Genomic DNA, 24,013 nt, shown 5'->3' on the forward strand with positions numbered 1-24,013 from the left:
ATGAAAAAATTCATCCCTTATTAAATGGCTATTAGCAAAAACAATTTTGACTATTGACTTAGACCATTGACAAAAACTCTTCACTGATTACTGATTATTCATTCATTCTTAATTCCTAATTCAAAAATAATGTCACCCCTTCGGGGTTTGGTTTTTTTTTTCGAGTTGTTTTTTATAATAATATCAACCCTTCGGGTTTAGTCTGATTACAAATTGAAAAATGTTTTATAAAATGTTTAATGAAATAAATATCTAGAAGGTTTGGCGGGGACGCCAACCTTGGAGAAATTTTTAATCATGTAGAAAAAAATTAGGCTTTAATTAATGAATAGGTTAATTATGTGTTTCTTATTATTCATTCATCTTTAAATCTTCATGCTATGAAAAATTATTACACCACATGTTCTAAAAGATTAGGCATATATTCTTCTACAGATTTTTTTCCAGGTTTATTTTTAATTCTAAGTTTTATTATAATCAGCAATTCTGTTTTTGCACAGTTATTTACAACCGCAAAATTATTATTAGCAAATAATTTTTTAACTTAAAAGAGCGCCAGCAAACGGGCGCTCTTTATTTAAATATACTACATGAAATATACTGGCATATTAATTATGTTATTGAATGCTAATTTATACGCTCAAAATTTCACCAACAACTGGTATTTTGGGGATAGTGCTGCATTAAACTTTTCTTCCGGCATTCCCGAGCCTATTGAAGGTTCTCAATTGGTTTCCAGAGAAGCATGTTGCTCTATATCGGATTCGTCAGGCAATCTGATGTTTTACTCAAGTAGTTATACAGTTTGGAATATAAACAATGAAATAATGGTAAATGGGGAGCATTTAGGGGGCAGCGAATTAGGAAATTATCCTTCAACCATTACTAACGGTTGTGTTGTTTTGCAGAAACCACTAAGCAAAAATTTATATTATATTTTTATAAGTGATGGGCAGAAATTAATTTATTCTATTATAGATATGACTTTAAATGGAGGGGATGGTGAAGTTATAAGTAAAAATCAATTGCTAATTGATACATTGGCGGGAGAAAAGATTGCGGCAGCGAAACATGCGAACGGTAGAGATTGGTGGATTTTTATTCATGAAACAATAAGTTCTAATTTTATTAAATTTTTAATTACACCTTATATGATAGAAGGTCCGTATATTCAATCTATTGGAAAGGATTATAATTTATTATTAAATCCAATTGGGGAAATGCTATTTTCCCAACAAGGTGATAAATTAATTTCAGTAACTGCAAGTGGTATAATAGATTTGTTTGATTTTGATCGTTGCAGTGGAGAATTAAGCAATTGGATTGATCTCAGGAACATTGATATAAATGAAGCATACGGTGCCTCATTTTCAAGCGACGGTTGTTATATTTACTTATCTAAATACAATGAGCCATCTCAAATTTATCAATTTAATTTATGTCGAAGTGATATAATTGAATCACGTATTTTAATATTTGAAAATCCATTTCCTGATTATTTTATAGGCCAACATCAATTGGGTCCGGACAATAAAATTTATATACCATTCTCTTATAAAATGGCACCGAGTGATATTTATGAATTGCAAAATATGAATCTAAATGTGATTAATAACCCTGATGCAAATGGCTTAGATTGTCTTTTCGATACTGCTAACATTTCGCTAGGTGGGCATAAATCTTTATTAGGCCTCCCTAATTTCCCTAACTACAACCTCGGCGCCTTAGCAGGCAGTGAGTGCGATACCATAATTGCAGGTATAAATCATATTGATAAGGTGCCGGATGAAATAAATATATATCCCAATCCTGCGTCAAATACAATCAATATTCTGATGCCGGCCAAATATTTATCAGAATCTCAAGGAGATTTAAATATTACGATTTATAATAATATCGGCCAATTGGTGAAGGAAATTCATTTGAATAACATATCCGAAATTATTTCATTTAATATTGATGAATTATCTTCTGGTTTTTACACTATAAGGTTAATGCAAAAATCTTCATTAATTTCATCAGAGAATTTTTCTATTATAAAATAATAAACTTCACAGGAGAGAAGGCCTGAGAGGGCATTCTCTTTTTTACCTTGTATTTATGAGAATATTAATATTAACCTTGCTAATAATTTTAAGTAATATAATTTACTCACAAGAGTTCAATAATTATTGGCATTTTGGCGACAGTGCAGGACTGCACTTTACATCGGGCTCTCCGGAATATATTTTGAACTCATCATTACAATCCCATGAGCCGTCGGCTTCAATTTCCGACTCATCTGGGAATCTCCTATTTTATTCCAATAGTATAAAGGTCTGGGATAAAAATAATAATATAATGCCGAATGGTAATGATCTTGCGGCTAATATAAATGTGTATGGTTCAAGCATTACTCAGGGCTGTTTGATAATTCCAACACCTGAACAGGATAATTTATTTTACCTATTTACTCTAGATTTTTACTATTTATACTATTCAGCTATTGATATGAATTTAAATAGTGGCTTAGGTGATGTTACAGCAGAAAAAAACATACAACTGAGTGAAGATGAAATGACGGAAAAATTAAACGCCGTAAAACATGCAAATGGCAGGGATTGGTGGGTAATTACTCATAGTTCACTTGGAAATACATATTATAAGTATTTAGTCACTCCCGACGGGGTTGAAGGCCCATTTTTACAAACTATTGGTGCAGAAAATTTAACCACGACAGGCCGTTTTGGAGAAATGATTTTTACCGAGCAAGGCGATAAACTGATCAGCGTATATAATGTCGAGATTATCGATCTTTTTGATTTTGACCGCTGCACCGGCGAACTCAGCAACTGGATTGATTTGAGAAATGATGCACCCACACCATTATATGGGGCATCATTTTCACCCGATGGATGTAAATTATATATTTCAGAATACCCTCCCGGTAAACTATTTCAATATGATATTTGCCAGGGCGATATTAAAGCATCTAAAACTTTAATTTTTGACAATCCTTTAGATGATTTTTGGATGGGGCAACATCAGTTAGCGCCTGATGGTAAAATTTACATTTGTATGTCTTATGATATTTTGCCCAATGAGGTTTTTGATTTCCCCAATGAAAATTTAAGTGTCATTAATAACCCCAATGCAGAAGGCATGGCCTGTGATTTTGATACGGCAACTATATGGCTGGGTGGCAAACGATCAATATTTGGCCTCCCTAATTTCCCCAACTACAACCTCGGGGCTTTAGCCGGCAGCGAGTGCGATACTTTAAGCACTGCACTTCATACAATAAATAAAAAAGATGCTATAAGTATTTATCCTAACCCTGCTTCTACTTCTTTTATTATTTCAGGAAATGTCAGTTTTGGTGATGAAGTTGTTATGTATAATGCTACCGGTCAGTTGCTGTTACAAGAAAAAATTATTGCAAATCAATCAATAGATATCTCCGGTATACCATCGGGCATCTATGTAGTGCAATTAAAAAATAATGAGGTAATTAAATATGCGGAGAAATTTATTAAGGTTGAGGGGAATTATAAAAAATGACAGTTTGCTATTGTCCGTTGGAAAGACATATTGACTATTGTCTTTTGACTATTGACTAAAAATTTCGGATCTCGAGTTAAAAAAACTTATCACTGATTATTGATTATTCATTCATTCTACATTCCTAATTCTAAGATAATGTCACCCCTTCGGGGTTTGATTTTTTTTTTGTTAGAGTTGAATGTTACAATAATGCCAACCCTTCGGGTTTATCCGCTAATTATTTAATTCGCACATTCTCACATTCTCAAATTTGCACATTAAACAAATCGGCTAATCGGCTAATCAACTAATCTGCTAATATGCTAATCAAATAATTTTCACATCAGCACCCCGATAACTATCGTGGGCACATTAAAAATTAATATGTTCCCAGATATTTTCTGATAAACCATTCAACTGCTATAAATGCAAAAATTAAAAAGAATATCCAGCGGAGGTTTATGATGCTTTGTGTTTTTATTACTTCCCGCAATACGGGTTTTGAAGTTTCGCTTGCACGAATTTTTTCTGCAAGTTCTGCTACCTGATCGGGGTAAATCATTTCACCATTTGTATTTGCAGAAAGTTGATATAATACATTATGATCTGCTGTTGTATTCATCACTTCTAATCGCACAGGAGTAATTACGAATGCGCCTTTATCCGTATAAGTTTTATTGTTGTAAATAGTTTTTCCTTCGAAGCTATAGTTTCCCGGTGGTAAAAATCCTGCATTTAATTGATAGCGATTTCCACTGCGATCCATTAAAAAATCAAATGATTTTCCATCTGCATTTGTAATGGTGAGAGATACATCAGGCGTATTAATTAATTCGTAGGTTTCATTATATAATTCTGCATCCAAAATCACTTCCTCATTTTCATGCATTACTTGTCCGGCTACTGTAATACGAAATTGTTTCTTATCATCTTTTGCTGCGAGATACTGCACTGTTTTATTTACCAGATCATTTATTACATCCTGATTTTTATTTATCAGATAATCATACATGCGCCACTTCCAAATATGCTCGCCTAATAACAATGCAGTTTTCTTAGAACCCGGCGCACTGTAAAGCAACAATGGATATTGTGTGGATACTGTTCCTACTTTTTGAAATAACAAAATTTGTGCAGCAGGTGATACTGCATACTTACCATAAATTGCAGACATCGGTGGCAACTTAGGCAACACATTCGTAAATGCATCTTCCACAGTAAATAAATTAAATCCCTGATTTACAGAAGCTGTTACTTCATTCATACTACTGCGATTTATTTCAATACGTACAAGATTTTGTGCATCATTTAATTCAGGAATATTTGTTGAAGAACCTGTAATAAACCACAATGGAATTTGTAAACGATCTGCATCTGCAAGTATTTGTTTAATTGGATATTTTGCAGAAGGTAAATTATGTAAAATAACTAATGTATAATCCCCCACATTGCCTGTAAATTTTTCTGCCAACTCCACATTCAAATCATAATTCTTATTGTTTTCAATGGAGGCACGCAAAGCAGCAATATCAGGATGTGGTGCATCGGCAAGCAATAATATTTTTTGTCGTGCATCTAACACTTCCACAAAGAAATCAGCGTAATTATTTTCTTCGGTAACCTCTCCATTTACACTGCGCACCAATACCTGATAATGTCTCACTCCCACCGCATCGGCAGTTAATTCCCAATCCAGAGATTCAGTAAATCTATCGTTGTTAATTGCAATTGTTTTTTCACCGAGATTGCGAAAACTATCACCCACTATTTCACGCATTATCACATTCACATTTGTGTTATTACAAAACATTGCAAACACATCGCTGATAACTGTAAACTTATCTTTTAAATACACCAGATTATTATGTTGCACACGGGTAATACGCACATCTTTTTTTGGAACAGTATCACCGATGGCAATTGTATAAATGGGAGCAACAAGATTATTTTTTACATACAATGGATTGCTGCCTACATTATAAATTCCATCGCTGCCCAACACAATTGCCGCTACATTTAAATTGCGATAAATACTTTGCAGTTCAGTAAATGCATTTGAGATGTTTGTGCTCTTGCCTTGAAAATGCATTGCATCAGATTCCGTAAAGTCATCATCAAAAATATAAGTGCGCACTTCAAAATCTTTAGCCAGATTTTTTTCTAATTCTGATAATGCATTTTTATATGCAACAGAATCTTTTAATCCTGAAGCAATAGAAGCAGAATTATCTTGTGCAATTACCACAATAGGTTTTTCGGAAACAGTATTGGAAGATCGCAAATAAGGATTTAATAATAAAAAACAAATAATACTTACTGCTGCAAATCTTAAGAATGATAATAATAAAATGATGGTAGAATTTCCTGTTGCCTGCCATGCTTTGCGTTCACGATAATACATGCCGGCAGAAAACAACAAACCTGCTGCTATACACAACAACCAAAACCAGAAAGGATAATCAGTAAAAACCTGCAAGGATAAATTTTATTATTTTTATGAAGTGATAACGAATTTAAAAGGTGTTATTGCATTAAAAAAATCTCACATTATTCGGATAGGAAAATTTAACTCTTCATATTTCTCAATAAGAGTAACAAGTTCATTCAACTCATCACCTTCCGGAGTTCCAAATTTTGATCCCCAAAGTTCTTCTATCCGCAGCATTGCAACTGTATAATTTTTTTCCGTTATAATCGGTTTTAATTCCATATAAATAATAATTACTGAATTATGTATTCAACGCACCACAAACACTTATCACCTGACCTGTAACATAACCCGACATATCACTTGCAAGAAATAATGCAACATCTGCAACTTCAGTTGTGCTTCCAAATCTGCCGAGTGGTATTTGTTTAAAATAAGTTTCTTTGGTTTGATCATTCAGCGCATCCGTCATATCTGTTTGAATAAATCCGGGAGCAATCGCATTACAACGAATATTACGTGAGCCTAATTCTTTTGCAATTGATTTTGTGAAGCCAACAATACCTGCCTTGGATGCTGCATAATTTGCTTGTCCTGCCTGACCAATATCTCCAACTATCGAAGACATATTTATAATGCTTCCTTTCTTTGCACGCATCATCGGTTTAATTGCATGTTTGGTAATATTAAACACAGATTTCAAATTCGTATTCATAATATCATCCCATTCTAATTCACTCATGCGCAACAACAAATTATCACGAGTGATCCCTGCATTATTTACTACAATATCCAATGCACCAAAATCCTGCAATACATCCGCAATTAATTTTTCTGCTTCCGAATAATTCCCTGCATTGCTTTTATAACCTTTTGCTTTTACACCGGAGGCAATCAGTTTTTCTTCTAACACTTTTGCTTTTTCTTCCGACGATAAAAATGTAAATGCAACAGATGCACCCGCTTCCGCAAACCGAATTGCAATTGCTTCACCAATACCTCTTGATGCGCCGGTTATTAATGCTGTTTTTCCTTCGAGTAATTTCATTATTTATATTTTTTTTTAAGCTATTGGCTGTTGGCTGATGGCTTTATAAATTGACAATGGACAGTTGACAATTGACAATGAAAAAACACAACACTAAATAACTTTGACTAATGAATTTGAACATTGACTTGGACTATTGACTTTGACAAAAAGAACTCATCACTCGATAAATGGCTATTGGCTAAAAAACTTTGACTAATGACTTTGAACATTGACAAAAAGAACTCATAACTAACAGCTCATCACTCATAACTGATTACTTATCACTCACCACTCACCACTCACCACTCACCACTCACCATTCACTATTCACCACTCACTACTCACCACTCACTATTCACCCCTACACCGTCATTATCTCCTGCTCTTTCACTCCTAAATGTTTTTCTACTTCTGCGGAATATTTATCTGTTAATTTTTGAATGCGATCTTCTGCATCTTTTGCAACATCTTCCGGCAATCCATTTTTCTGTAATTTTTTTATTTCTTCATTTCCGGTTTTACGAGAATTGCGAATAGTCACTTTAGATCCTTCACCAATTTGTTTTACTTGCTTCACTAAATCCTTTCTGCGTTCTTCTGTCAATACCGGAACTGATAAGCGAATTACTTCACCATTATTCATTGGTGTAATACCGAGATTTGCCTGAAAAATTGCTTTCTCAATTTCACCCAACATTTTCTTTTCCCAAGGTTGAATATTAATAGTTCTCGCATCGGGAGTAGAAATATTTGCCACTTGATTCAGCGGTGTCAATGTGCCATAATAATCTACTTTCAATCCATCCAACACAGATGGGTTTGCACGACCTGCACGCACATGCGAAATTTCAACTTCCAAATGTTGAATCGCTTTTTTCATTTGATCTTCTGCATCCAAAATCTGCATTTCCATTTCTTCTGTTAATTGCTCTTGCATAACTTATACTTTATTTTTTACTAATGTTCCTATTTGTGCTCCTTCCATTATTTGACGAAGGTTACCTTTTTTATTCATATCAAAAACGATGATAGGCAAATGATTTTCTTCGCAAAGCGTAATTGCCGTCATATCCATCACATTCAAACCTTTTGCATATACTTCCTTAAAAGTGATTTCATCAAACTTGGTTGCTGTGTTATCTTTTTCCGGATCGGCAGTATAAACACCATCCACACGTGTTCCTTTTAATAACACATCCGCTTCTACTTCCACAGCTCGAAGTGATGCCGCAGTATCTGTAGTGAAATATGGATTACCTGTACCTGCTCCAAAAATTACTATTCTGCTTTTTTCCAAATGTCGAACAGCTCTGCGTCGAATATAAGGCTCACAGATCTGTTCCATTTTTATTGCACTCATCAATCGGGTATATACGCCTACATTTTCCAATGCACTTTGCAAAGCCATACCATTGATAACCGTTGCCAGCATTCCCATATAATCACCTTGAGCACGATCAATTCCACTGTCTTTACCCGACATTCCACGGAAAATATTTCCACCTCCAATTACAACAGCTACCTGCACACCAAGAGCAGAAATTTCTTTGATATCTTCCGCATATTGATGCAGACGTTCCGGATCAATACCAAAATTTTGATTGCCCATCAGGGCTTCACCGCTTAACTTCAGCAGTATGCGTTTGTATTTTATTGCCATGTCGTGTAAAGATAATAGAGGAGAATTAGGAATGTAGAATTAGGAATGAGGAATTAGCAGATTGGTTGATTAGCCGATTAGCTGATTTGAATAATGTGCAAATGTGGTTAATGTGCAAATGTGAGAATGTAGGCTAATTAGCAGATTTGTTGATTAGCCGATTAGCCGATGAAATGCAAATGTGCAAATGTGAGAATGTGCAAATGTGAGAATGTGTGTGATGTGCAAATGTGAGAATTGTGTAATCGTGTAATCGAAAAAATCAATGGTTTGTGATGAGTAAGATTAAAACCCGAAACTTTTTTTGCCAAAGTCAATAGTCAATGTGGCTTGCCAACTGCTAAAGGCTAATAGCTTTTTAATAAACAGACGAACGATAATTTATAAACCCGAAACTCGAAACCCGAAACTTTTTTGTCAATAGTCAAAGTCAATGGTCAATGTTATAAATTAATTAATCGCTTTTCACAAATTTTTGGATTTCATTTTCTATTCGTATAAAATATAAACCAACCGGAAGAGCAGAAATATCAATACTTGAATTTTTATATACAAATGAATTAATAACTTCTCCATGAATATTTAAGATTTCAATTTGCGCATTGAATAATTCACTGTTTACATTTTTTAGTTGAATATTATTTTCAGCAGGATTCGGATAAATTATAAAACTATTGTTTTGTGTAATCTCATCTATCCCACTTGGATTATCAGTAGTGTCTTGTGGAATTGTAATACCATCTTGTTTATATTTTCCCATCCAGATATTATCGCCCCAATCGGGAGCAGTATATGGAAGCCAAATAAAATTGGAATCAGGATTTGCATCAAAATCATCGGTATTAAAAAACCATCCTCCAACACAAATATTATAATCATTGTCTAATGCAATTGCTGTGGCATAATCATATTCAGAACCACCAAGACTAAATGCCCACAACAGCTCAGCACTGCTATCATATTTTGCAATATAAATATCATTTTCACCTAAACTTTGCAATGCATAAATACTATCCGGATTAAAATCAAAATCTGCTTCATAAGGAACGCCTGTACTATAACCAAAAAAGCCAGTGAGATAAATATCGTTATTACCATCTATTGCCATATCAAGATTATAACCCGGCAATTTTGGTGCAGTAGTATGTACCCAAATTAAGTCTCCATCGGGAGAATATTTTGCAAAATAATTATCATAGTCAGCGTAAGAAGTAACAATAAATTCATCATCATTCATATCAAAATCTCCTTCGCCATAAAGTAATCCAGTAATGTAAATATTATTATCCGCATCTGTTTTTAAAGCAAAAGCATTATTGCTATATCCGGCGTTTTGTTCTGTATCTCCAAAAATTGTTTTTGCCCAAATGTAACTTCCATCATCGCTGTTATGCTTTGCAATAAATACATCTCCTTCTTTAGGATAACCTAATATTTCTCCTCCCGCAGCAGTAATTAAATGACCGGAAAATTCTGCAGTACCTTCAAATTGTCCGGCAATAATTACATCATTATTATTATCAATTGTAATTGCAGTTCCGTATTCACCATCAAAGCCGGAAATTCGAAATGCCCATTGATACTCACCATCTGCATTATACTTTGCAGCAAAACAATCTATAGAAGTTATAGTCGCATTAATTGCATGAACATCAGGACCCGGATCAAAATCAATACTACCTCTGAATTGCCCGGTTATATAAACACTGCCATCATCATCTACAGCCACACTATTTACAAAATCATCATAATCAAGCGCACTTACATCGCCAAAACCATGTGCCCAAATAAATTCCCCATTCTTATCAAATTTTACCAGAAACATATCGTAACCACCATAGCCGGGAATATTTGCAACATCCACCATATCGGGATCGCAATCAATTGTTCCTCTATAATATCCAACAGCAAAAATATTATCATCTTTATCCACTGCGATTTGGTAAACACCATCATAATATGCGCCACCAAAATTTAATCCCCACTCCACATATCCATCTGCATTAAACTTTTCAATAAATGCATCCTGCTGTCCTATTTGATAAAGTATTTCAGAAAATTCTGTAGGATCCATATCCGTAGTTGAATACATCTGTCCGGAAATAATAATATTGTTTTCACTATCAGTGGCAATATCATCTAAGTTTTCCTGACCTACATCACCAATACTATATGCCCATTGGTAAGTTGGGATTTGAGAAAAAATGTATGTGTTCGAAATAAGAATGATTGATATAATAATAATACTTTTCATAATAAAAAATTTAGGGATTATTTATGCATTGATTTTTATGAATTTAGTAATTTGATTACCTGCTTTAAGAAAATAAATTCCTGCGGATAAAAAAGAAATATCAAGTGTTTGTGTTGTGGATAGCAAAGTAGAATGATATACTATTTCACCAAACGCATTTAATACAGTAATATCATTTTGTAATAAATCATCAACAGAAATTGTAATTGTATTTATTGCAGGATTCGGAAATAAATGAATTGTAGTTTGTATTTCTACATCATAAACTGAAGTAGTAAATTCCGGCGAAATAATCCATGGTTCATTACCTGTAGTTTCTGATTCTGCTTCCACTATTATTTGTCCATTATAATTATACATTTGATAGGGATAAGTGAGCACATCGCAGGGATAAGTCATTACACTTCCTTCCGGAGTTCCATCGCTTTGAAAAATTGCAGTACATCCATTATCATCATCATATCCACTGAAAACGATGTTGTTTCCATTCACCACTGTAGCAAAGGAATTTTCAAATGATCCTGATTCAATTGCAAGGAGAAAAGATGTACCATTATCAGTTCCATCGGTTATCCATAAACCACTTTCATTATCATCATTATTTCCCTGAAAATATAATTTATCTTCTGTAGGTAATTGATAAAAACCGGCAGTAAAATTCTGTGCGTCTTTATCCTGTAATCGAACAGTTCCTTCGGGTGTTCCATCACTTACCATTAAAGCAACTTCACTCTCCGGTTTTGCACAAAAAATAAGTTTATCATTTAAAATATGAAACTCTCTTGGATCGCCGCCATCATCATCTTCCGGATTCAATTCCAAAAAAAGTTGAGTGCCGGATGGTGTACCATCAGTTCTCCATAATTCTAAATTGTATGGAATTTCTGCATCATCACCTGCGAAATAAATATAGTCGCCAAATTTTATAAACCCTCTATCATTATCATAACCAATCGCCCACATTTTCTTTAGCAAAATAGAACCCGCATCTGTGCCATCACTCTTCCAAAGCTCAGGTTCATCATCGGCATTTTTACATTGAAAATATAGGTTGCCATCTATTGCTGAAATATACTTCGGAACACTACTTTGTCCCACAGCAAAATCTTTTACCAAATATGTTCCTGCTTCAGTTCCATCACTTCTCCAAAGCTCTATATTATTTCCACCCCCGTCAGCAGCAAAATATATTACGTTATCTAACACAGTAAAATATTGGTTCGTCATAAATATAGAATTGCTGCAATCACCTAGACCAGGATTAATATCTTTTACCATGTAGGTGCCTGCATCTGTGCCATCGCTTCTCCATATTTCTGCACCGTGTATATTATCACTAGCACGGAAATAAATTATATCATTCATAACTATAAACTCCGGACCACAGCCATAAACAGATTCACAATATGAAGCAGCATCAGGTCCTATATTCTTCACCATTGAAGTACCCGCTTCTGTTCCATCTGATTTCCAGAATTCAATACCATTTGTTCCATCATAGGCGGAAAATATTAGCGATCCATTAATAGTAGCAAACCCCTGAGGATAACTATGGTCATCTCCCGGGTAAATATCTTTTAATAGTTGTGGTGCAGATTGAGAGTTGACAATTTTTGGGATTATACATCCCAACAGTATTACAGTGTAAATAAATCTCATATTTTTTCTCTTAGGTTTGAAATGATAGCTCAAATTAACCTATTTATAAGTAGAAAAGAAAGGAGAAAATTTCGAGATTGTAGCAGAAGGAGCTAATGTGAGAATGTGCAAATGTGCGAATGTGAGAATGTGCGAATGTGATAATGTGCGAATTTGAGAATGTGCAAATGTGAGAATAGTGTAACTGTCGAATTGTGTAATCGTGTAATCGAAAAAATCAATGGTTTGTGATGAGTAAGATTAAAACCCGAAACTTTTTTAGTCAATGTCAATAGTCAAAAGTCAATGTGGCTTGCCAACCGCCAACTGCTAAAGGCTAATAGTATTTTAAAAAAAGACGAACGATAATTTATAAACCCGAAACTCGAAACCCGAAACATTTTTTGTCAATGTCAACAGTCTAAGTTTTTTCATTGTCAATTGTCAACTGTCCATTGTCAATTTCATTAATAAACTTTCACTCCTCTTTGCAGCCAAACTCCCCAGGCTTTATCATAGGCATGTATTGAATCGGTGGGAATATTTGAATCATTTACAACAGTATGATTTGTATTTACCCATTCGAAAATGCCGCCGTATAAATTAGAAACATTTGTATAACCATCTGCAATTATTTTCTCCGCAATTTTTTCACTGCGATAGCCAACACTGCAATACACAATAATATTTTTGTCTTTGGGAATAGTATTAATACGATTCAAATTAAAATTATCATAACCCACCCAAATTGCACCTTCAATATGACTAACATCATATTCATTTTTTTCACGGGCATCTAATAAAACAATGTCTTTAGAATTTGCTACTTCATTTACATCAACTTCATTTACCGAATGACTTAATAAAGTAGAAAGTGTAACATCATATGCTTTATTATTTACATGCACCTGTGCTCTCACATTTTTAATGGCGATAAATCCAATTACAAAAAATACAATTAACAGTGCGATGATTTTAATAGTCATAGGTAGGCGCATTTAGTTTTTAAAACTTATACTTTCAGGAATAGTTCACGAATAATAATATAAGCACCCATCAACAACACAAAATATCCGAATGCACCTTTTAGTTTTCTGCCATCCACAAAGTTGGTGAGATAAGTGCCGAGTAAAATTCCGGCAACAGTAATAGCAGAAAATAATAACATAAACATCCAGTCAATCGGTTGACCACTTTGTATATCTCCCAAAAAACCAAACAGAGATTTAAAAGCGATAATTAATAATGAAGTTCCTATAGCAAGTTTCATCGGCAAGCGTGCAAATAATACCAATGCAGGAATAATTAAAAATCCACCGCCGGCACCAACCATTCCTGTAAGGACACCTACTACAATTCCTTCAATAATAATAACCGGATAATTAAATCGCAAACGAGCTTCAATAGTATCCGGATTTCTTTTACCATGAATAATCATTGATAATGCTGCTGCAATCATAATGATTGAAAAGAATAATACAATACCAATATCTTTTGTAATAACAGTATCACCTGCGGTAAATAAATAATCAGGAATTCCGGGAAGTATATATGCACGGGTAATATAAACTGCCAGCATAGATGGAATTGCAAATACAATAGCTGTTTTATAACTCACCAATCCTTTGCGCATGTTTGGAATAGCTCCGGTAAGTGCAGTTATGCCGACAATAAATAAAGAGTAGGCAGTACTTAATTCTGCATCCACACCGAACAGATAATATAATACAGGCACAGTAAGAATGCTGCCACCTGCACCTAACAGTCCGAGTGTTACGCCAACTAATAATGCCCCTATGTATCCAAGTATTTCCATAAAAAAAAGTGCAGGTGTAAAGCTCTGCACTTTTTAATTTTATTTATGTGATGTTGCGCACAATTTCTTAATGCACATGACCCATCAATCGTTTTCTAACAAAAGGTGCAATTACAATTAATATCACACCTGCAATAACCGCATACACAGCCATGTCTTTATACCCTTCTGTATATATCAATAATTTTTCTGCATTACTTGCTGCACCAACATCGCCTGCAATACTTGCCCCAAACAAACCGGCCACATACTGACCATAAGCAGATGCTAAAAACCACATGCCCATCATCAGCCCTTGTAAGCGAGTGGGAGATAATTTTGTCATTGCCGATAATCCGATAGGCGATAAACATAATTCGCCGAGTGTAACTACAAAATAAGCAACCGTAAATACATCGAGTGATGCCATCCCATTTGCATCTGCAAAAAAACGTGTTGCATAAAATACATAAAAGGCAAGTCCGAGGAATAAGAAACCCAATCCAAATTTTACAATTGTGTTTGGTTCAATTTTCTTCTTAGCCATTGCAATCCATAAGATACCAAGGATAGGTGCAAAAATGATTACGAATAAGGAGTTGGCAGCATTATTCACTCCATTGGGATCTAATTCTACGGCACCCAATAATTTATTATCCAAGTTGTGTGCAGCAAAAATAGAAAGTGATCCACCTGCTTGTTCAAATATTGCCCAGAACACAACAGAGAATACTATAAATAATAATGCAGCAAATAATCGCTTCACTTCGGCTGCAGAATGTTTTGTCATTTCATAAAATAGATATATCAAACTCGCAGGACCGACGATATACATAAAATAATCAACATACTTTGGTGTCTTCACCATCATCATAATAAATGGAATAGCTGCAAGTCCTCCGATATATACTGCATACTCATACCAACGCTTTGATTTTAAAGTAACATTACCGGGTTTTGTAGTATCACGAAATGGAGTTAATCCAATTGTTGCCATTGAATTTCGGGTGTAAACAAATGTGAGCAAACTAATAGTCATTACTATTGCTACTAAACCGAATGCAACATTCCATGTGAGATTTGCAGGAACAACACTACTTAACATCGTTCCTTTTCCAATTGCAATACACAAATATCCACCTAACAATGCACCGATATTTATTCCTGAATAGAATAAAGAAAATCCTGCATCACGACGATAGTCTCCGTCTTTGTAAAGTGCGCCCACCATTGTAGAAATATTAGGTTTAAAAAAACCTGTTCCAATAATGTTGAAGCTGATACCGAGGAAGAAAAATTTATGTGGATCAGCCATTAGAATTAAACTGCCGGTTATCATTAATAATCCACCCCAGAATAATGATTTACGAAATCCTAAAATTCTATCAGCAAATAAACCACCGATAAATGTGAAAGCATAAACGAATGCTTGTGTTGCACCATATTGCAGGTTAGCAGATTTTTCATCCATGAATAATTGATCTATCATGAAGAATGTAAGCATGCCACGCATACCATAGAAACTAAATCGTTCCCACATTTCGCTAAAGAACAGGTACCATATCTGCTTTGGATATTTTCCCTTAAAGTCCTGAATTTCTTCCAGAGTGTTTGGTTGAATCATACGCTGTGATTGGTTTTTTGAAAAGTTGTCAATTCTTTTTTAAAAATACTTTTTTCTAATATTCCTATTGCTTTTGCCGAGATGAGGAGGATTCCATTTCAGCGGTTGCTTTCTAAATCGGTGCCTAAAATAAGATTTTAATTTATAGTGCAAAAACCAACCATATCAGCTGCCATCTGATTACAGTACATATTTTTGCAACATGCCAAAACGGAAACTACAAAAATTTGCTGCTCTTCACACCTTTACTAATGTATTGCAACACACACATTATAAAAATCCTGCATTGCATAATTCTGTGGGTGAAGAGGTAAATTATAAAGAACGGTGGAGTGCAGATTTTTTTAGAAATGACAATCCATTGATTTTAGAATTAGCATGCGGTAAGGGAGAATATACAATTGATATGGCGAAGGCAATGCCCGATAAAAATTTTATTGGTATTGATATAAAAGGCAACCGCATTCATACAGGTGCAAAACTTGGAATGGAACAGCAAATAAGAAATGCTGCATTTATAAGAATGGAGATTACTCAACTTCCACTTTTTTTTGCTGCAAATGAAGTGAGTGAAATCTGGATAACATTTCCCGACCCGCATTTAAAACCATGTAAGGATCAGCAACGGTTAACGAGTGAAAGATTTTTAAACATCTACAAACATTTTCTGAAACCCGGTGGATTAATTCATTTAAAAACTGATGATCCTACACTCTATAATTTCACTTTGGAAACTATAGCAGACACAAACGCAATTCTACTTTTTAATGATGATGATATTTACAGCAAACCATTACATCATCCTTTCCTCACCATAAAAACCTATTACGAAAAAATGCATCTTGCAGAAGGGAAGAAAATTAAATATGTGCAGATGAAATTAATTAGCAGATTTAGTGATTAGCCGATTAGCAGATGGGATTAATGTGCAGATGAAATTTATTAGCAGATTAGTTGATTAGCTGATTAGCCGATTTGTGTAATGTGAGAATGTGAGAATGTGCAAATGAAATGATTCACCGATAAACCCGAAGGGTTGTCATTATTGTAACTAACTACACGAACAAAAAAAACTAAACCCCGAAGGGGTGACATTATCTTAGAATTAATAATTAGGAATGCAAAAATGAGTAATCAAAAATAAGTATTGCGTTTATTAACTAGATACTTCGCATAAAAAATCTATTCCAAAATCCCATCCAATACATTTCCTTCAAACTCAAATAATTTTATTCCGATTGATTTTTCCTTGAAGCCATTTAATTGAATAGCGGGATAATGATTAAGATGATTCTCAGATTGGATTAATACAATTACATTTTTGTTTTGTAAAATTTTTATTTCTTCAAATTGTGTTTCGGTAATGATGTAATAGGAAATGTTTTCAATTTGCAATACATCTAAAATTGTATCTGGTGTTGCAGTTGAAAAATCTAAGATGATTTGCAATCCCTTTTCTTGCAATTGTTTTATAAATTGTTCTGAATAATCAGCACTCAACTGTATGACATTCACTTGTAAAAAGTCAATTATGTTCAACACATTTTCTTCATCCTGATTTGCAAACTCGGCAACTATTTTTGGTCCGCTAATCCATGCTTTAATTGCTTGTGCTTCTTGTGGAGAAATATAATTTTCATTTTGCGGATCTAAACAAAAGCCCAGCATATCCACTTCATACGAAGCAAAAAATCTTGCATCAGTTAAATTAGAAATTGCACCTGCTTTTACCGGAATTTTTAATGCCATATTTTTACAGTTGTCGCAAAAATAACAGATGCCCAAAGAAAATTTTTTTGATCTCGTTTGGCAGGTAGTCAGATTAATTCCGAAAGGAAGAGTGTCGAGCTATGGCGCCATCGCAAAATATCTGGGAACAGGAATGAGTGCCCGCACTGTCGGATGGGCATTGAATGCATCTCACGGAGTAAAACCAAAAGTGCCGGCACACCGGGTTGTAAATCGCAATGGTATGCTCAGTGGAAAATTTCATTTCGCTACTCCTGATGCAATGCAACATGCTTTGGAAAAAGAAGGAATAAAAGTTGAAAATGATAAAGTTGTTGATTTCAAAAAATTATTCTGGGATCCTTTTACAATGGACAATTTACAGTGGACAGTTGACAATGAAAAAAACAGATATTATTAATTGGCTATTGGCAAGAAAAGTTTCGGGTTTCGGGTTTCAAGTTCCGGGTTCCGTGGCTTTCGTTTGCACATTCTCTCTATCAAATTTCACTCAACTCCATCCAGCGCATTGTTTTTTCATCAATCAATTTTATAATGTCAGGAAGTTGTTTGGAAAGAGATACTAATTTTTCGTGGGATAAATCAACATTAGACAAATCATTTTCAATCGTTGTTTTCTTTTCTTCTAATTGTTGGATTTCTTTTTCCAGCATTTCAAATTCACGTTGCTCTTTGTAAGAACGTTTTGCTACAACTGTTTTTTTTGATACTGTAGTAGATTCTGTTTTTACAATTTTATCTGCCGGTAATTTTTGTTCTGTATCTTTTTGTTGTTCAATTTTTCTGCGATAATCAGAATAATTGCCGGGATAAATATTTACAATTCCATCACCGTCAAAAGAAAAAATTTGATGTGTGAGTTTATCCATAAAATAACGATCGTGACTTACCACAATTAAACAACCGGGAAATGTTTGTAGAAAATCTTCAAGTATATTCAGTGTTACAATATCCAAATCGTTTGTTGGCTCATCCAGAATTAAAAAGTTTGGATTTTTAATCAGGATGGTCATTAAATGCAAACGACGTCTTTCGCCACCACTCAGCTTGGAAACAAAACTATATTGTGTTTCCGCTTTAAACTGAAATCGCAACAGCAATTGTGTTGCGGACAATTTAGAACCATCCGCCATCGGAATAAATTCTGCAATATCTTTTACAATATCGAGCACACGTTTATCTTCTTTAAATTGCAAACCTTGTTGCGCATAATAGCCATACACAATTGTTTCACCGGAAGAAATTTTTCCCTTATCCGGTTTTTGCAATTCCATTATCATATTCAGGAATGTACTTTTGCCGACACCATTTTTTCCTACTATTCCAATCTTTTCTCCCTTCTTAAATGAATAGCTGAAGTTGTCTAATATTTTTAATTCACCAAAAGATTTTGATACATGTTTTACATCTAAAATATTCCCACCGATGCGAGTCATTTTCACATCTAATTTCAATGCATCTTCATGTGTTCCTGAAAATGCTTTTTCCTCTATCTTATCAAAATTATCTACTCTGGATTTACTTTTTGTAGTACGTGCTTTCGGCATACGGCGCACCCATTCCAATTCACGGCGATACAGATTTTTTGCTTTATCAATTTCTGCATTTTCTGTAGCGATACGAATAGATTTATTTTCTAAGTATTTAGAGAAATTCCCTTTGTGTAAAAATAATTTTCCATCTTCCAATTCATAGATGTAGTTGCAAATACGATCAAGAAAATATCTGTCGTGTGTTACAATTAATAGCGTTGTATTTTTTGTAGATAAATATTCTTCTAACCATTCAATCATTTCAATATCCAAATGATTCGTTGGCTCATCCATGATTAAAAAATCCGGTTCCAGTATTAATAACTTCGAAAGCGCCACTCGTTTGCGCTGACCACCACTTAATGAAGAAGCACTTTGTTCCAGATCAGTGATATCCAGACGATTTAATACTTGCTTGATTTTTTGTTCGTAATCCCATGCGTCCGTCACATTCATTTGATGAATAGCATCATCCAATTTATTAAGGTGTGCTACAGAATTTTCTTCATCATGATGAGAAGTAATTGTTTCATAATTTTTTATTGCTTGTATCACCGGCGAATCTCCCGTAAACACATTATCCGCAATCGATAAACTATAATCTAAATCAGGATCTTGTTCTAAGAAAGCAGTAGTAATTTCCTTGCTGAATTGCACCGTGCCTGAGTCCGCATATTCTTTGCCCGCAAGTATGTTAAGCAATGTACTTTTACCGGCACCATTGCGGGCAACGAGAGCTACTTTCTGACCTTTATTAATACTTAAAGTAATATCCTGAAAAAGTATTTTGGTATCAAATGTTTTTGATAATGATTCAACTGTTAGATAATTCACGATTGGTTTTTTTAGTATTGGGTATTGACTTTTTGAATTGACAATTGACAATGGACAGTTGACAATGAAAAAAAATCATTACTGATTAATTGGGTATAGGTTGTTGGCAAATTAACATTGACTATTGACTTAGACCATTGTCAAAAAGGTTTAAAATTTTGAGTTTCGTGTTTCGGGTTTCAAGTTCCGGGTTTTTTCATTTGCACATTCTCACATTTTCACATTTGCACATTGGCATTTCCTCATTTGCACATTGCCATTTCCTCATCGGCTAATCTGCTAATCTGCTAATCAATATAATTTGCACATTCTCACATTTGCACATTATTCCATCGGCTAATCGGCTAATCATCACATCGGCTAATTTTTTCATTCTCACATTCTCACATTCTCACATTTGCACATTAACCACATTTGCACATTATCTCATTTGCACATTTGCACATTATCTCATTTGCACATCACCTCTACCATCCTCCGCTTGCGCCGCCGCCACCGAAGCTTCCTCCTCCAAATCCGCCGAAGCCACCTCCTCCTCCGCCAAAGCCGCCTCCACCGCCTCTTCCCATCCATCCACCGCCCCAGTAGGTTGGTCCACGACCGGAATAAGTTACCCCACCGCCGCCGCCTCTTTTACCCATAAAAAACATAATGAATAACACAACGAGAATGATGAGGACAATTTTCTGCCAGCTCATTTCATCAGTCAACTGATCATCTAAAGGATCAAACTCTCCACTCACATAAGCCATCACCTGATTCACTCCGGCATCTAATCCATTGTAATAATTTCCGGTTTTAAATTCAGGTAAAATATGTTGTTCAATAATTCTTTTTGCACGACCATCCGTGATAAACGGTTCAATACCATATCCCACTTGAACCGTAACTCTTTTATCATTTATAGCAGCAAGAATGATAACACCATTATTCATATCCTTCTGACCTATCCCCCAAAATCTACCGAGATATAATGCATAATCTTCTATCGCATAATTGCCTGTACTTTTTAATGTAACGATAGCTATTTGTGTAGAAGTGGAATCATCAAAAGCCACCAATTTATTTTCAAGTGTTTGCTCTTGTTCAGGAGATAAAACATCTGCAAGATCATTTACTAATCTGGGTGGTGAAGGGCGAGGCGGAAAATCTTTTTCATTTACCTGCGCAAATAATTGTGCGCTGAAAATTACAGTAAGTATTACCGCAAAAATTTTATTCATTATTAAATGAAATTTCGTTGGGTAATTCGTTTTGATCATTTTTTATAAATGGAAAATGTCTTTTCAATTGTTCTGCCGATTGCTCAATTCCCTGAATCAATCCTTCCATAAACCGCCCTTTAGAAAACTCTGTTTCCATACCTTTCCGGATATCATCCCAAAAATCATCTGCTACTTTTTTATGAATTCCCTGATCGGCAATGATGGAAAATTTTTTATCTGATGTCGCAAGATAGAATAACACGCCATTGCGTTCTGCAGTAGTATGCATTTTCAGATTTTTAAAAATCTGCAACGCACGTTTATAGGAATCTCCTTTGCATTTATCTTCAAGATGTACACGCAACTCTCCCGATGTTTGCATTTCTGCACTCCGAATTGATTTTGTAATTTCCGCTTGTTGAGCTTCAGTAAAAAATGATCTTGCAGCCGGCATCTGTCAGCCTTTTAAAATTCTACTTTTGGTGCAACATCACTTCCTGCAGTTGCTTCAAACATACTTCTGCGTTCGAAACCAAACATACCTGCTAACAAGTTTTGCGGGAAACGGCGCACATAAGTATTGTAGGCTTGAATAGATGTATTATAATCATTTCTGGCTACATTAATTCTATTTTCAGTACCTGCAAGTTCCGCTTGCAATTCCAGAAAATTTTGATTTGCTTTTAAATCCGGATAACGTTCAATAGTTACAAGCAAGCGGGATAAAGCGCCACCTAATTCATCTTGCGCTTGTTGAAATTGCGCAAACTGTTCAGGAGTTGCATTAGAAGGATCAATAGTAATACTTGTTGCTTTAGCTCTTGCTTCAATTACTTTCACTAAAGTTTCTTGTTCAAAATCTGCATAGCCTTTCACAGTATTTACAAGATTAGGAATCAGGTCAGCACGACGCTGATAACTGCTTTGCACATTTGCCCATTTGCCATTGGCGGCTTCATCTAATTCCACCATGCTGCGTTGAGCGCCGGCAAAAAAGTTATACAGAATAATTGCGATGATTACTATAATTCCTACAGTAATTGCCCAGCGTGGAAATGCCATGCGACGTGGAGCAGAAGGGGTGGTATTAGCCATTGTTATTTAAATGTTTTTTTCAAAATTAATCAATTCTACTTTGCCGATATCTGATAGACGTCGAATGAATGCCCAAAATATTTTGTGATTAACTTCACAAATAAAAAAATATGGCAACACTTGTAGAAGATTTTGATGCTTACCGTTCAAAAATGAATGATGTAATTCTGAGCAAGAATAATAAAGTAATTAACCGACTTTTTAATTTAGATACGAATACTTATGCCGAGGGTGCATTAGATGTAAAAACAAAAGAGATGCTCGGACTTGTAGCGAGTATGGTATTGCGCTGTGATGATTGTATTAAATATCATTTGGGAAAATGTTTTGAAACCGGCGTTACCACCGATGAAGTATATGAAATTTTTGCTGTGGCAAATATTGTCGGCGGCACAATTGTGATTCCGCATACCCGCAGAGGAGCTGAGTATTGGGAGGAACTTAATAAATTAACAGTTGACAATTGACAGTGGACAATGAAAAACTTAGACTATTGACCATTGACATTGACTAAATAGTTTCGGGTTTCGAGTTGAAGGTTTCGAGTTGAAAATTTTTTTTGTCTGAATCACTGATTACTCAATACCCGATACCCGATACCCAATACTCAATACTCTTTATCTTTACTGTAATCTAAATAAAAAACTATGTGGAAAGAAGAAAACAATAAACTGAATAAGAAATTTGAATTCAAAGATTTCTCTGAGGCATTTGCATTTATGAGTCGTGTGGCTTTGCTTGCAGAAAAACAAAATCATCATCCTTTCTGGACAAATGAATATAATACAGTTGAAATATTTTTAAGCACGCATGATGCAGGAGATATTGTTACTGATAAAGACAGAAAATTGGCGGATGCGATTGATAAAATTAGTGGCTAATCAATCCGATTTAAAAATTTTATAGCCAACAAAAAACGAACAAGCAATAGGGAAGCCGACATAACTTTCATTCCAATCAGATAGATTTGGTAATCCTAAATCTAAATTAAAGCTACTACCATCCGTGCGCTCCCAAACTTTTCCATATTCTGAAGTATAACTTTCAGGTACATTTGAAGGAAAAGGAATAAACTTCAAACCAATGGAGAAATCAAGAAGTATTCTTTTATTTGGCCCTACATTATCCTGCCATCCAAGCTCAACTCCTGCTCCATAAACAAATTAAGAAATAATAGTATCAAAACATGAACCTGACCAGCTACATGATCCATAATAATATTGCTGATTTGTTTGGCCTAAATACATTGAGGGCATAATATAAAACCCTCGTGAAGGCATTGTGTTTTTTCCTTCGAAGTAATAGCGATAGTATGGTTTAAAAGTAACCCCATTGTCTGATGCACTAAAATTGTAATAATCAATAGTTATTCCGATACTTCTATTTGTTTTAAAAGCAAATTCATAATCCACTTTTGGTATTGGCGTATAAAGAAAATGAAATGGTGCAATTTTTATTGAATGATCCTGCGCAAAGCCGATTTCACAGCTCAGTAAAATGATTGTAATTATTAGAAATCGTTTCATAGTGGTTTACCAAATTACGCTTTTTCTGAAAAAGAAAAAAACGTATTCAACACTTTCCCACTTATGCATTGAAGTTATGATGGTTTAAACTTCTCTTCTTTTTTAGTGAATAGCGGTTCTA

The 24,013-nt window shown here is 34.7% G+C and carries 23 protein-coding genes; 6 read left to right on the top strand and 17 right to left on the bottom strand.

Going from position 1 to position 24,013, the window contains the following annotated elements; translation table 11 throughout:
- Positions 1–590 precede the first annotated feature (590 nt).
- Positions 591–2,045, top strand: a complete 1,455-nt coding sequence (locus tag IPN31_02310) for a T9SS type A sorting domain-containing protein (GenBank protein ID MBK8680741.1) — start codon at positions 591–593, stop codon at positions 2,043–2,045.
- Positions 2,046–2,100: 55 nt separating this feature from the next.
- Complete coding sequence (locus IPN31_02315; protein MBK8680742.1) at positions 2,101–3,540, top strand: T9SS type A sorting domain-containing protein; 1,440 nt, start codon at positions 2,101–2,103, stop codon at positions 3,538–3,540.
- Between the two features lie 361 nt (positions 3,541–3,901).
- Here the strand turns inward: IPN31_02315 and IPN31_02320 are convergent, their stop codons facing one another.
- From IPN31_02320 to IPN31_02365, 10 genes are all read right to left on the bottom strand, one after another.
- Positions 3,902–5,998, bottom strand: coding sequence for a hypothetical protein (locus tag IPN31_02320; protein ID MBK8680743.1), 2,097 nt, complete (start codon positions 5,996–5,998; stop codon positions 3,902–3,904).
- A 66-nt stretch (positions 5,999–6,064) separates the two neighbouring features.
- Complete coding sequence (locus tag IPN31_02325; GenBank protein ID MBK8680744.1) at positions 6,065–6,232, bottom strand: transcriptional regulator; 168 nt, start codon at positions 6,230–6,232, stop codon at positions 6,065–6,067.
- Positions 6,233–6,251: 19 nt separating this feature from the next.
- Positions 6,252–6,998, bottom strand: coding sequence for a 3-oxoacyl-[acyl-carrier-protein] reductase (fabG, locus tag IPN31_02330; protein ID MBK8680745.1), 747 nt, complete (start codon positions 6,996–6,998; stop codon positions 6,252–6,254).
- 343 nt (positions 6,999–7,341) lie between these two features.
- The gene (frr, locus tag IPN31_02335) at positions 7,342–7,917 is read right to left on the bottom strand and encodes a ribosome recycling factor (GenBank protein MBK8680746.1); all 576 of its coding nucleotides are present in this window, start codon (positions 7,915–7,917) and stop codon (positions 7,342–7,344) included.
- A gap of 3 nt (positions 7,918–7,920) precedes the next feature.
- A complete protein-coding gene (locus IPN31_02340) occupies positions 7,921–8,640 on the bottom strand; it encodes a UMP kinase (protein ID MBK8680747.1) in 720 nt (239 codons plus the stop codon).
- Between the two features lie 454 nt (positions 8,641–9,094).
- The gene (locus IPN31_02345) at positions 9,095–10,894 is read right to left on the bottom strand and encodes a T9SS type A sorting domain-containing protein (protein ID MBK8680748.1); all 1,800 of its coding nucleotides are present in this window, start codon (positions 10,892–10,894) and stop codon (positions 9,095–9,097) included.
- Between the two features lie 21 nt (positions 10,895–10,915).
- Positions 10,916–12,553, bottom strand: coding sequence for a T9SS type A sorting domain-containing protein (locus IPN31_02350; GenBank protein MBK8680749.1), 1,638 nt, complete (start codon positions 12,551–12,553; stop codon positions 10,916–10,918).
- Between the two features lie 446 nt (positions 12,554–12,999).
- Positions 13,000–13,518, bottom strand: a complete 519-nt coding sequence (locus IPN31_02355) for a rhodanese-like domain-containing protein (protein ID MBK8680750.1) — start codon at positions 13,516–13,518, stop codon at positions 13,000–13,002.
- A 26-nt stretch (positions 13,519–13,544) separates the two neighbouring features.
- A complete protein-coding gene (locus tag IPN31_02360; GenBank protein ID MBK8680751.1) occupies positions 13,545–14,348 on the bottom strand; it encodes a sulfite exporter TauE/SafE family protein in 804 nt (267 codons plus the stop codon).
- A 67-nt stretch (positions 14,349–14,415) separates the two neighbouring features.
- The gene (locus IPN31_02365) at positions 14,416–15,951 is read right to left on the bottom strand and encodes a peptide MFS transporter (protein MBK8680752.1); all 1,536 of its coding nucleotides are present in this window, start codon (positions 15,949–15,951) and stop codon (positions 14,416–14,418) included.
- Positions 15,952–16,153: 202 nt separating this feature from the next.
- Here IPN31_02365 and trmB point away from each other — a divergent pair, with 202 nt between their 5' ends.
- Complete coding sequence (gene trmB, locus IPN31_02370; protein ID MBK8680753.1) at positions 16,154–16,855, top strand: tRNA (guanosine(46)-N7)-methyltransferase TrmB; 702 nt, start codon at positions 16,154–16,156, stop codon at positions 16,853–16,855.
- A gap of 278 nt (positions 16,856–17,133) precedes the next feature.
- On the opposite strand, the gene IPN31_02375 is transcribed toward trmB, so the two are convergent.
- Complete coding sequence (locus IPN31_02375; protein ID MBK8680754.1) at positions 17,134–17,700, bottom strand: hypothetical protein; 567 nt, start codon at positions 17,698–17,700, stop codon at positions 17,134–17,136.
- A 28-nt stretch (positions 17,701–17,728) separates the two neighbouring features.
- Between IPN31_02375 and IPN31_02380 the strand changes: the two genes are divergently transcribed.
- Positions 17,729–18,100 (top strand): MGMT family protein, encoded by a 372-nt coding sequence (locus IPN31_02380; GenBank protein MBK8680755.1) that lies wholly within the window; start codon positions 17,729–17,731, stop codon positions 18,098–18,100.
- A gap of 79 nt (positions 18,101–18,179) precedes the next feature.
- Here the strand turns inward: IPN31_02380 and IPN31_02385 are convergent, their stop codons facing one another.
- The 4 genes from IPN31_02385 to IPN31_02400 all read right to left on the bottom strand — a co-directional run bounded on the left by IPN31_02385 (position 18,180) and on the right by IPN31_02400 (position 22,333).
- A complete protein-coding gene (locus IPN31_02385; protein ID MBK8680756.1) occupies positions 18,180–20,066 on the bottom strand; it encodes an ABC-F family ATP-binding cassette domain-containing protein in 1,887 nt (628 codons plus the stop codon).
- A gap of 467 nt (positions 20,067–20,533) precedes the next feature.
- Positions 20,534–21,289 (bottom strand): TPM domain-containing protein, encoded by a 756-nt coding sequence (locus IPN31_02390; GenBank protein MBK8680757.1) that lies wholly within the window; start codon positions 21,287–21,289, stop codon positions 20,534–20,536.
- On the bottom strand, positions 21,282–21,725 hold the full coding sequence (locus tag IPN31_02395; GenBank protein MBK8680758.1) for a TPM domain-containing protein: 444 nt from the start codon (positions 21,723–21,725) through the stop codon (positions 21,282–21,284). Before IPN31_02395 ends, IPN31_02390 begins: the two co-directional genes overlap by 8 nt.
- 11 nt (positions 21,726–21,736) lie before the next feature.
- Positions 21,737–22,333 (bottom strand): LemA family protein, encoded by a 597-nt coding sequence (locus IPN31_02400; GenBank protein MBK8680759.1) that lies wholly within the window; start codon positions 22,331–22,333, stop codon positions 21,737–21,739.
- Between the two features lie 143 nt (positions 22,334–22,476).
- On the opposite strand from IPN31_02400, the gene IPN31_02405 reads away from it, so the two are divergent.
- A complete protein-coding gene (locus tag IPN31_02405) occupies positions 22,477–22,833 on the top strand; it encodes a carboxymuconolactone decarboxylase family protein (protein MBK8680760.1) in 357 nt (118 codons plus the stop codon).
- A 180-nt stretch (positions 22,834–23,013) separates the two neighbouring features.
- Entirely contained in the window at positions 23,014–23,247 is a 234-nt protein-coding gene (locus tag IPN31_02410; protein ID MBK8680761.1) for a 4a-hydroxytetrahydrobiopterin dehydratase, read from the top strand.
- Here IPN31_02410 and IPN31_02415 read toward each other — a convergent pair whose 3' ends face one another.
- Together IPN31_02415 and IPN31_02420 are read right to left on the bottom strand one after the other, a co-directional pair.
- Positions 23,248–23,445 (bottom strand): hypothetical protein, encoded by a 198-nt coding sequence (locus tag IPN31_02415; protein MBK8680762.1) that lies wholly within the window; start codon positions 23,443–23,445, stop codon positions 23,248–23,250.
- 84 nt (positions 23,446–23,529) lie between these two features.
- Positions 23,530–23,892, bottom strand: a complete 363-nt coding sequence (locus IPN31_02420; GenBank protein MBK8680763.1) for a hypothetical protein — start codon at positions 23,890–23,892, stop codon at positions 23,530–23,532.
- Positions 23,893–24,013 lie beyond the last annotated feature (121 nt).

The sequence above is a fragment of the Bacteroidota bacterium genome, assembly GCA_016715425.1.
In the GTDB taxonomy this organism is placed as follows: Bacteria; Bacteroidota; Bacteroidia; order Chitinophagales; family BACL12; genus JADKAC01.

Bases quoted from the DNA above. Each gene is read 5' to 3' on its own strand.
- IPN31_02390 (MBK8680757.1), bottom strand. From the start codon at position 21,289: ATGAATAAAATTTTTGCGGTAATACTTACTGTAATTTTCAGCGCACAA.
- IPN31_02400 (MBK8680759.1), bottom strand. From the start codon at position 22,333: ATGGCATTTCCACGCTGGGCAATTACTGTAGGAATTATAGTAATCATC.
- IPN31_02310 (MBK8680741.1), top strand. From the start codon at position 591: ATGAAATATACTGGCATATTAATTATGTTATTGAATGCTAATTTATAC.
- frr (MBK8680746.1), bottom strand. From the start codon at position 7,917: ATGCAAGAGCAATTAACAGAAGAAATGGAAATGCAGATTTTGGATGCA.
- IPN31_02325 (MBK8680744.1), bottom strand. From the start codon at position 6,232: ATGGAATTAAAACCGATTATAACGGAAAAAAATTATACAGTTGCAATG.
- IPN31_02405 (MBK8680760.1), top strand. From the start codon at position 22,477: ATGGCAACACTTGTAGAAGATTTTGATGCTTACCGTTCAAAAATGAAT.
- IPN31_02365 (MBK8680752.1), bottom strand. From the start codon at position 15,951: ATGATTCAACCAAACACTCTGGAAGAAATTCAGGACTTTAAGGGAAAA.
- IPN31_02375 (MBK8680754.1), bottom strand. From the start codon at position 17,700: ATGGCATTAAAAATTCCGGTAAAAGCAGGTGCAATTTCTAATTTAACT.
- IPN31_02350 (MBK8680749.1), bottom strand. From the start codon at position 12,553: ATGAGATTTATTTACACTGTAATACTGTTGGGATGTATAATCCCAAAA.
- IPN31_02420 (MBK8680763.1), bottom strand. From the start codon at position 23,892: ATGAAACGATTTCTAATAATTACAATCATTTTACTGAGCTGTGAAATC.
- trmB (MBK8680753.1), top strand. From the start codon at position 16,154: ATGCCAAAACGGAAACTACAAAAATTTGCTGCTCTTCACACCTTTACT.
- IPN31_02410 (MBK8680761.1), top strand. From the start codon at position 23,014: ATGTGGAAAGAAGAAAACAATAAACTGAATAAGAAATTTGAATTCAAA.
- IPN31_02380 (MBK8680755.1), top strand. From the start codon at position 17,729: ATGCCCAAAGAAAATTTTTTTGATCTCGTTTGGCAGGTAGTCAGATTA.
- IPN31_02395 (MBK8680758.1), bottom strand. From the start codon at position 21,725: ATGCCGGCTGCAAGATCATTTTTTACTGAAGCTCAACAAGCGGAAATT.
- IPN31_02345 (MBK8680748.1), bottom strand. From the start codon at position 10,894: ATGAAAAGTATTATTATTATATCAATCATTCTTATTTCGAACACATAC.
- IPN31_02340 (MBK8680747.1), bottom strand. From the start codon at position 8,640: ATGGCAATAAAATACAAACGCATACTGCTGAAGTTAAGCGGTGAAGCC.
- IPN31_02360 (MBK8680751.1), bottom strand. From the start codon at position 14,348: ATGGAAATACTTGGATACATAGGGGCATTATTAGTTGGCGTAACACTC.
- IPN31_02315 (MBK8680742.1), top strand. From the start codon at position 2,101: ATGAGAATATTAATATTAACCTTGCTAATAATTTTAAGTAATATAATT.
- IPN31_02355 (MBK8680750.1), bottom strand. From the start codon at position 13,518: ATGACTATTAAAATCATCGCACTGTTAATTGTATTTTTTGTAATTGGA.
- fabG (MBK8680745.1), bottom strand. From the start codon at position 6,998: ATGAAATTACTCGAAGGAAAAACAGCATTAATAACCGGCGCATCAAGA.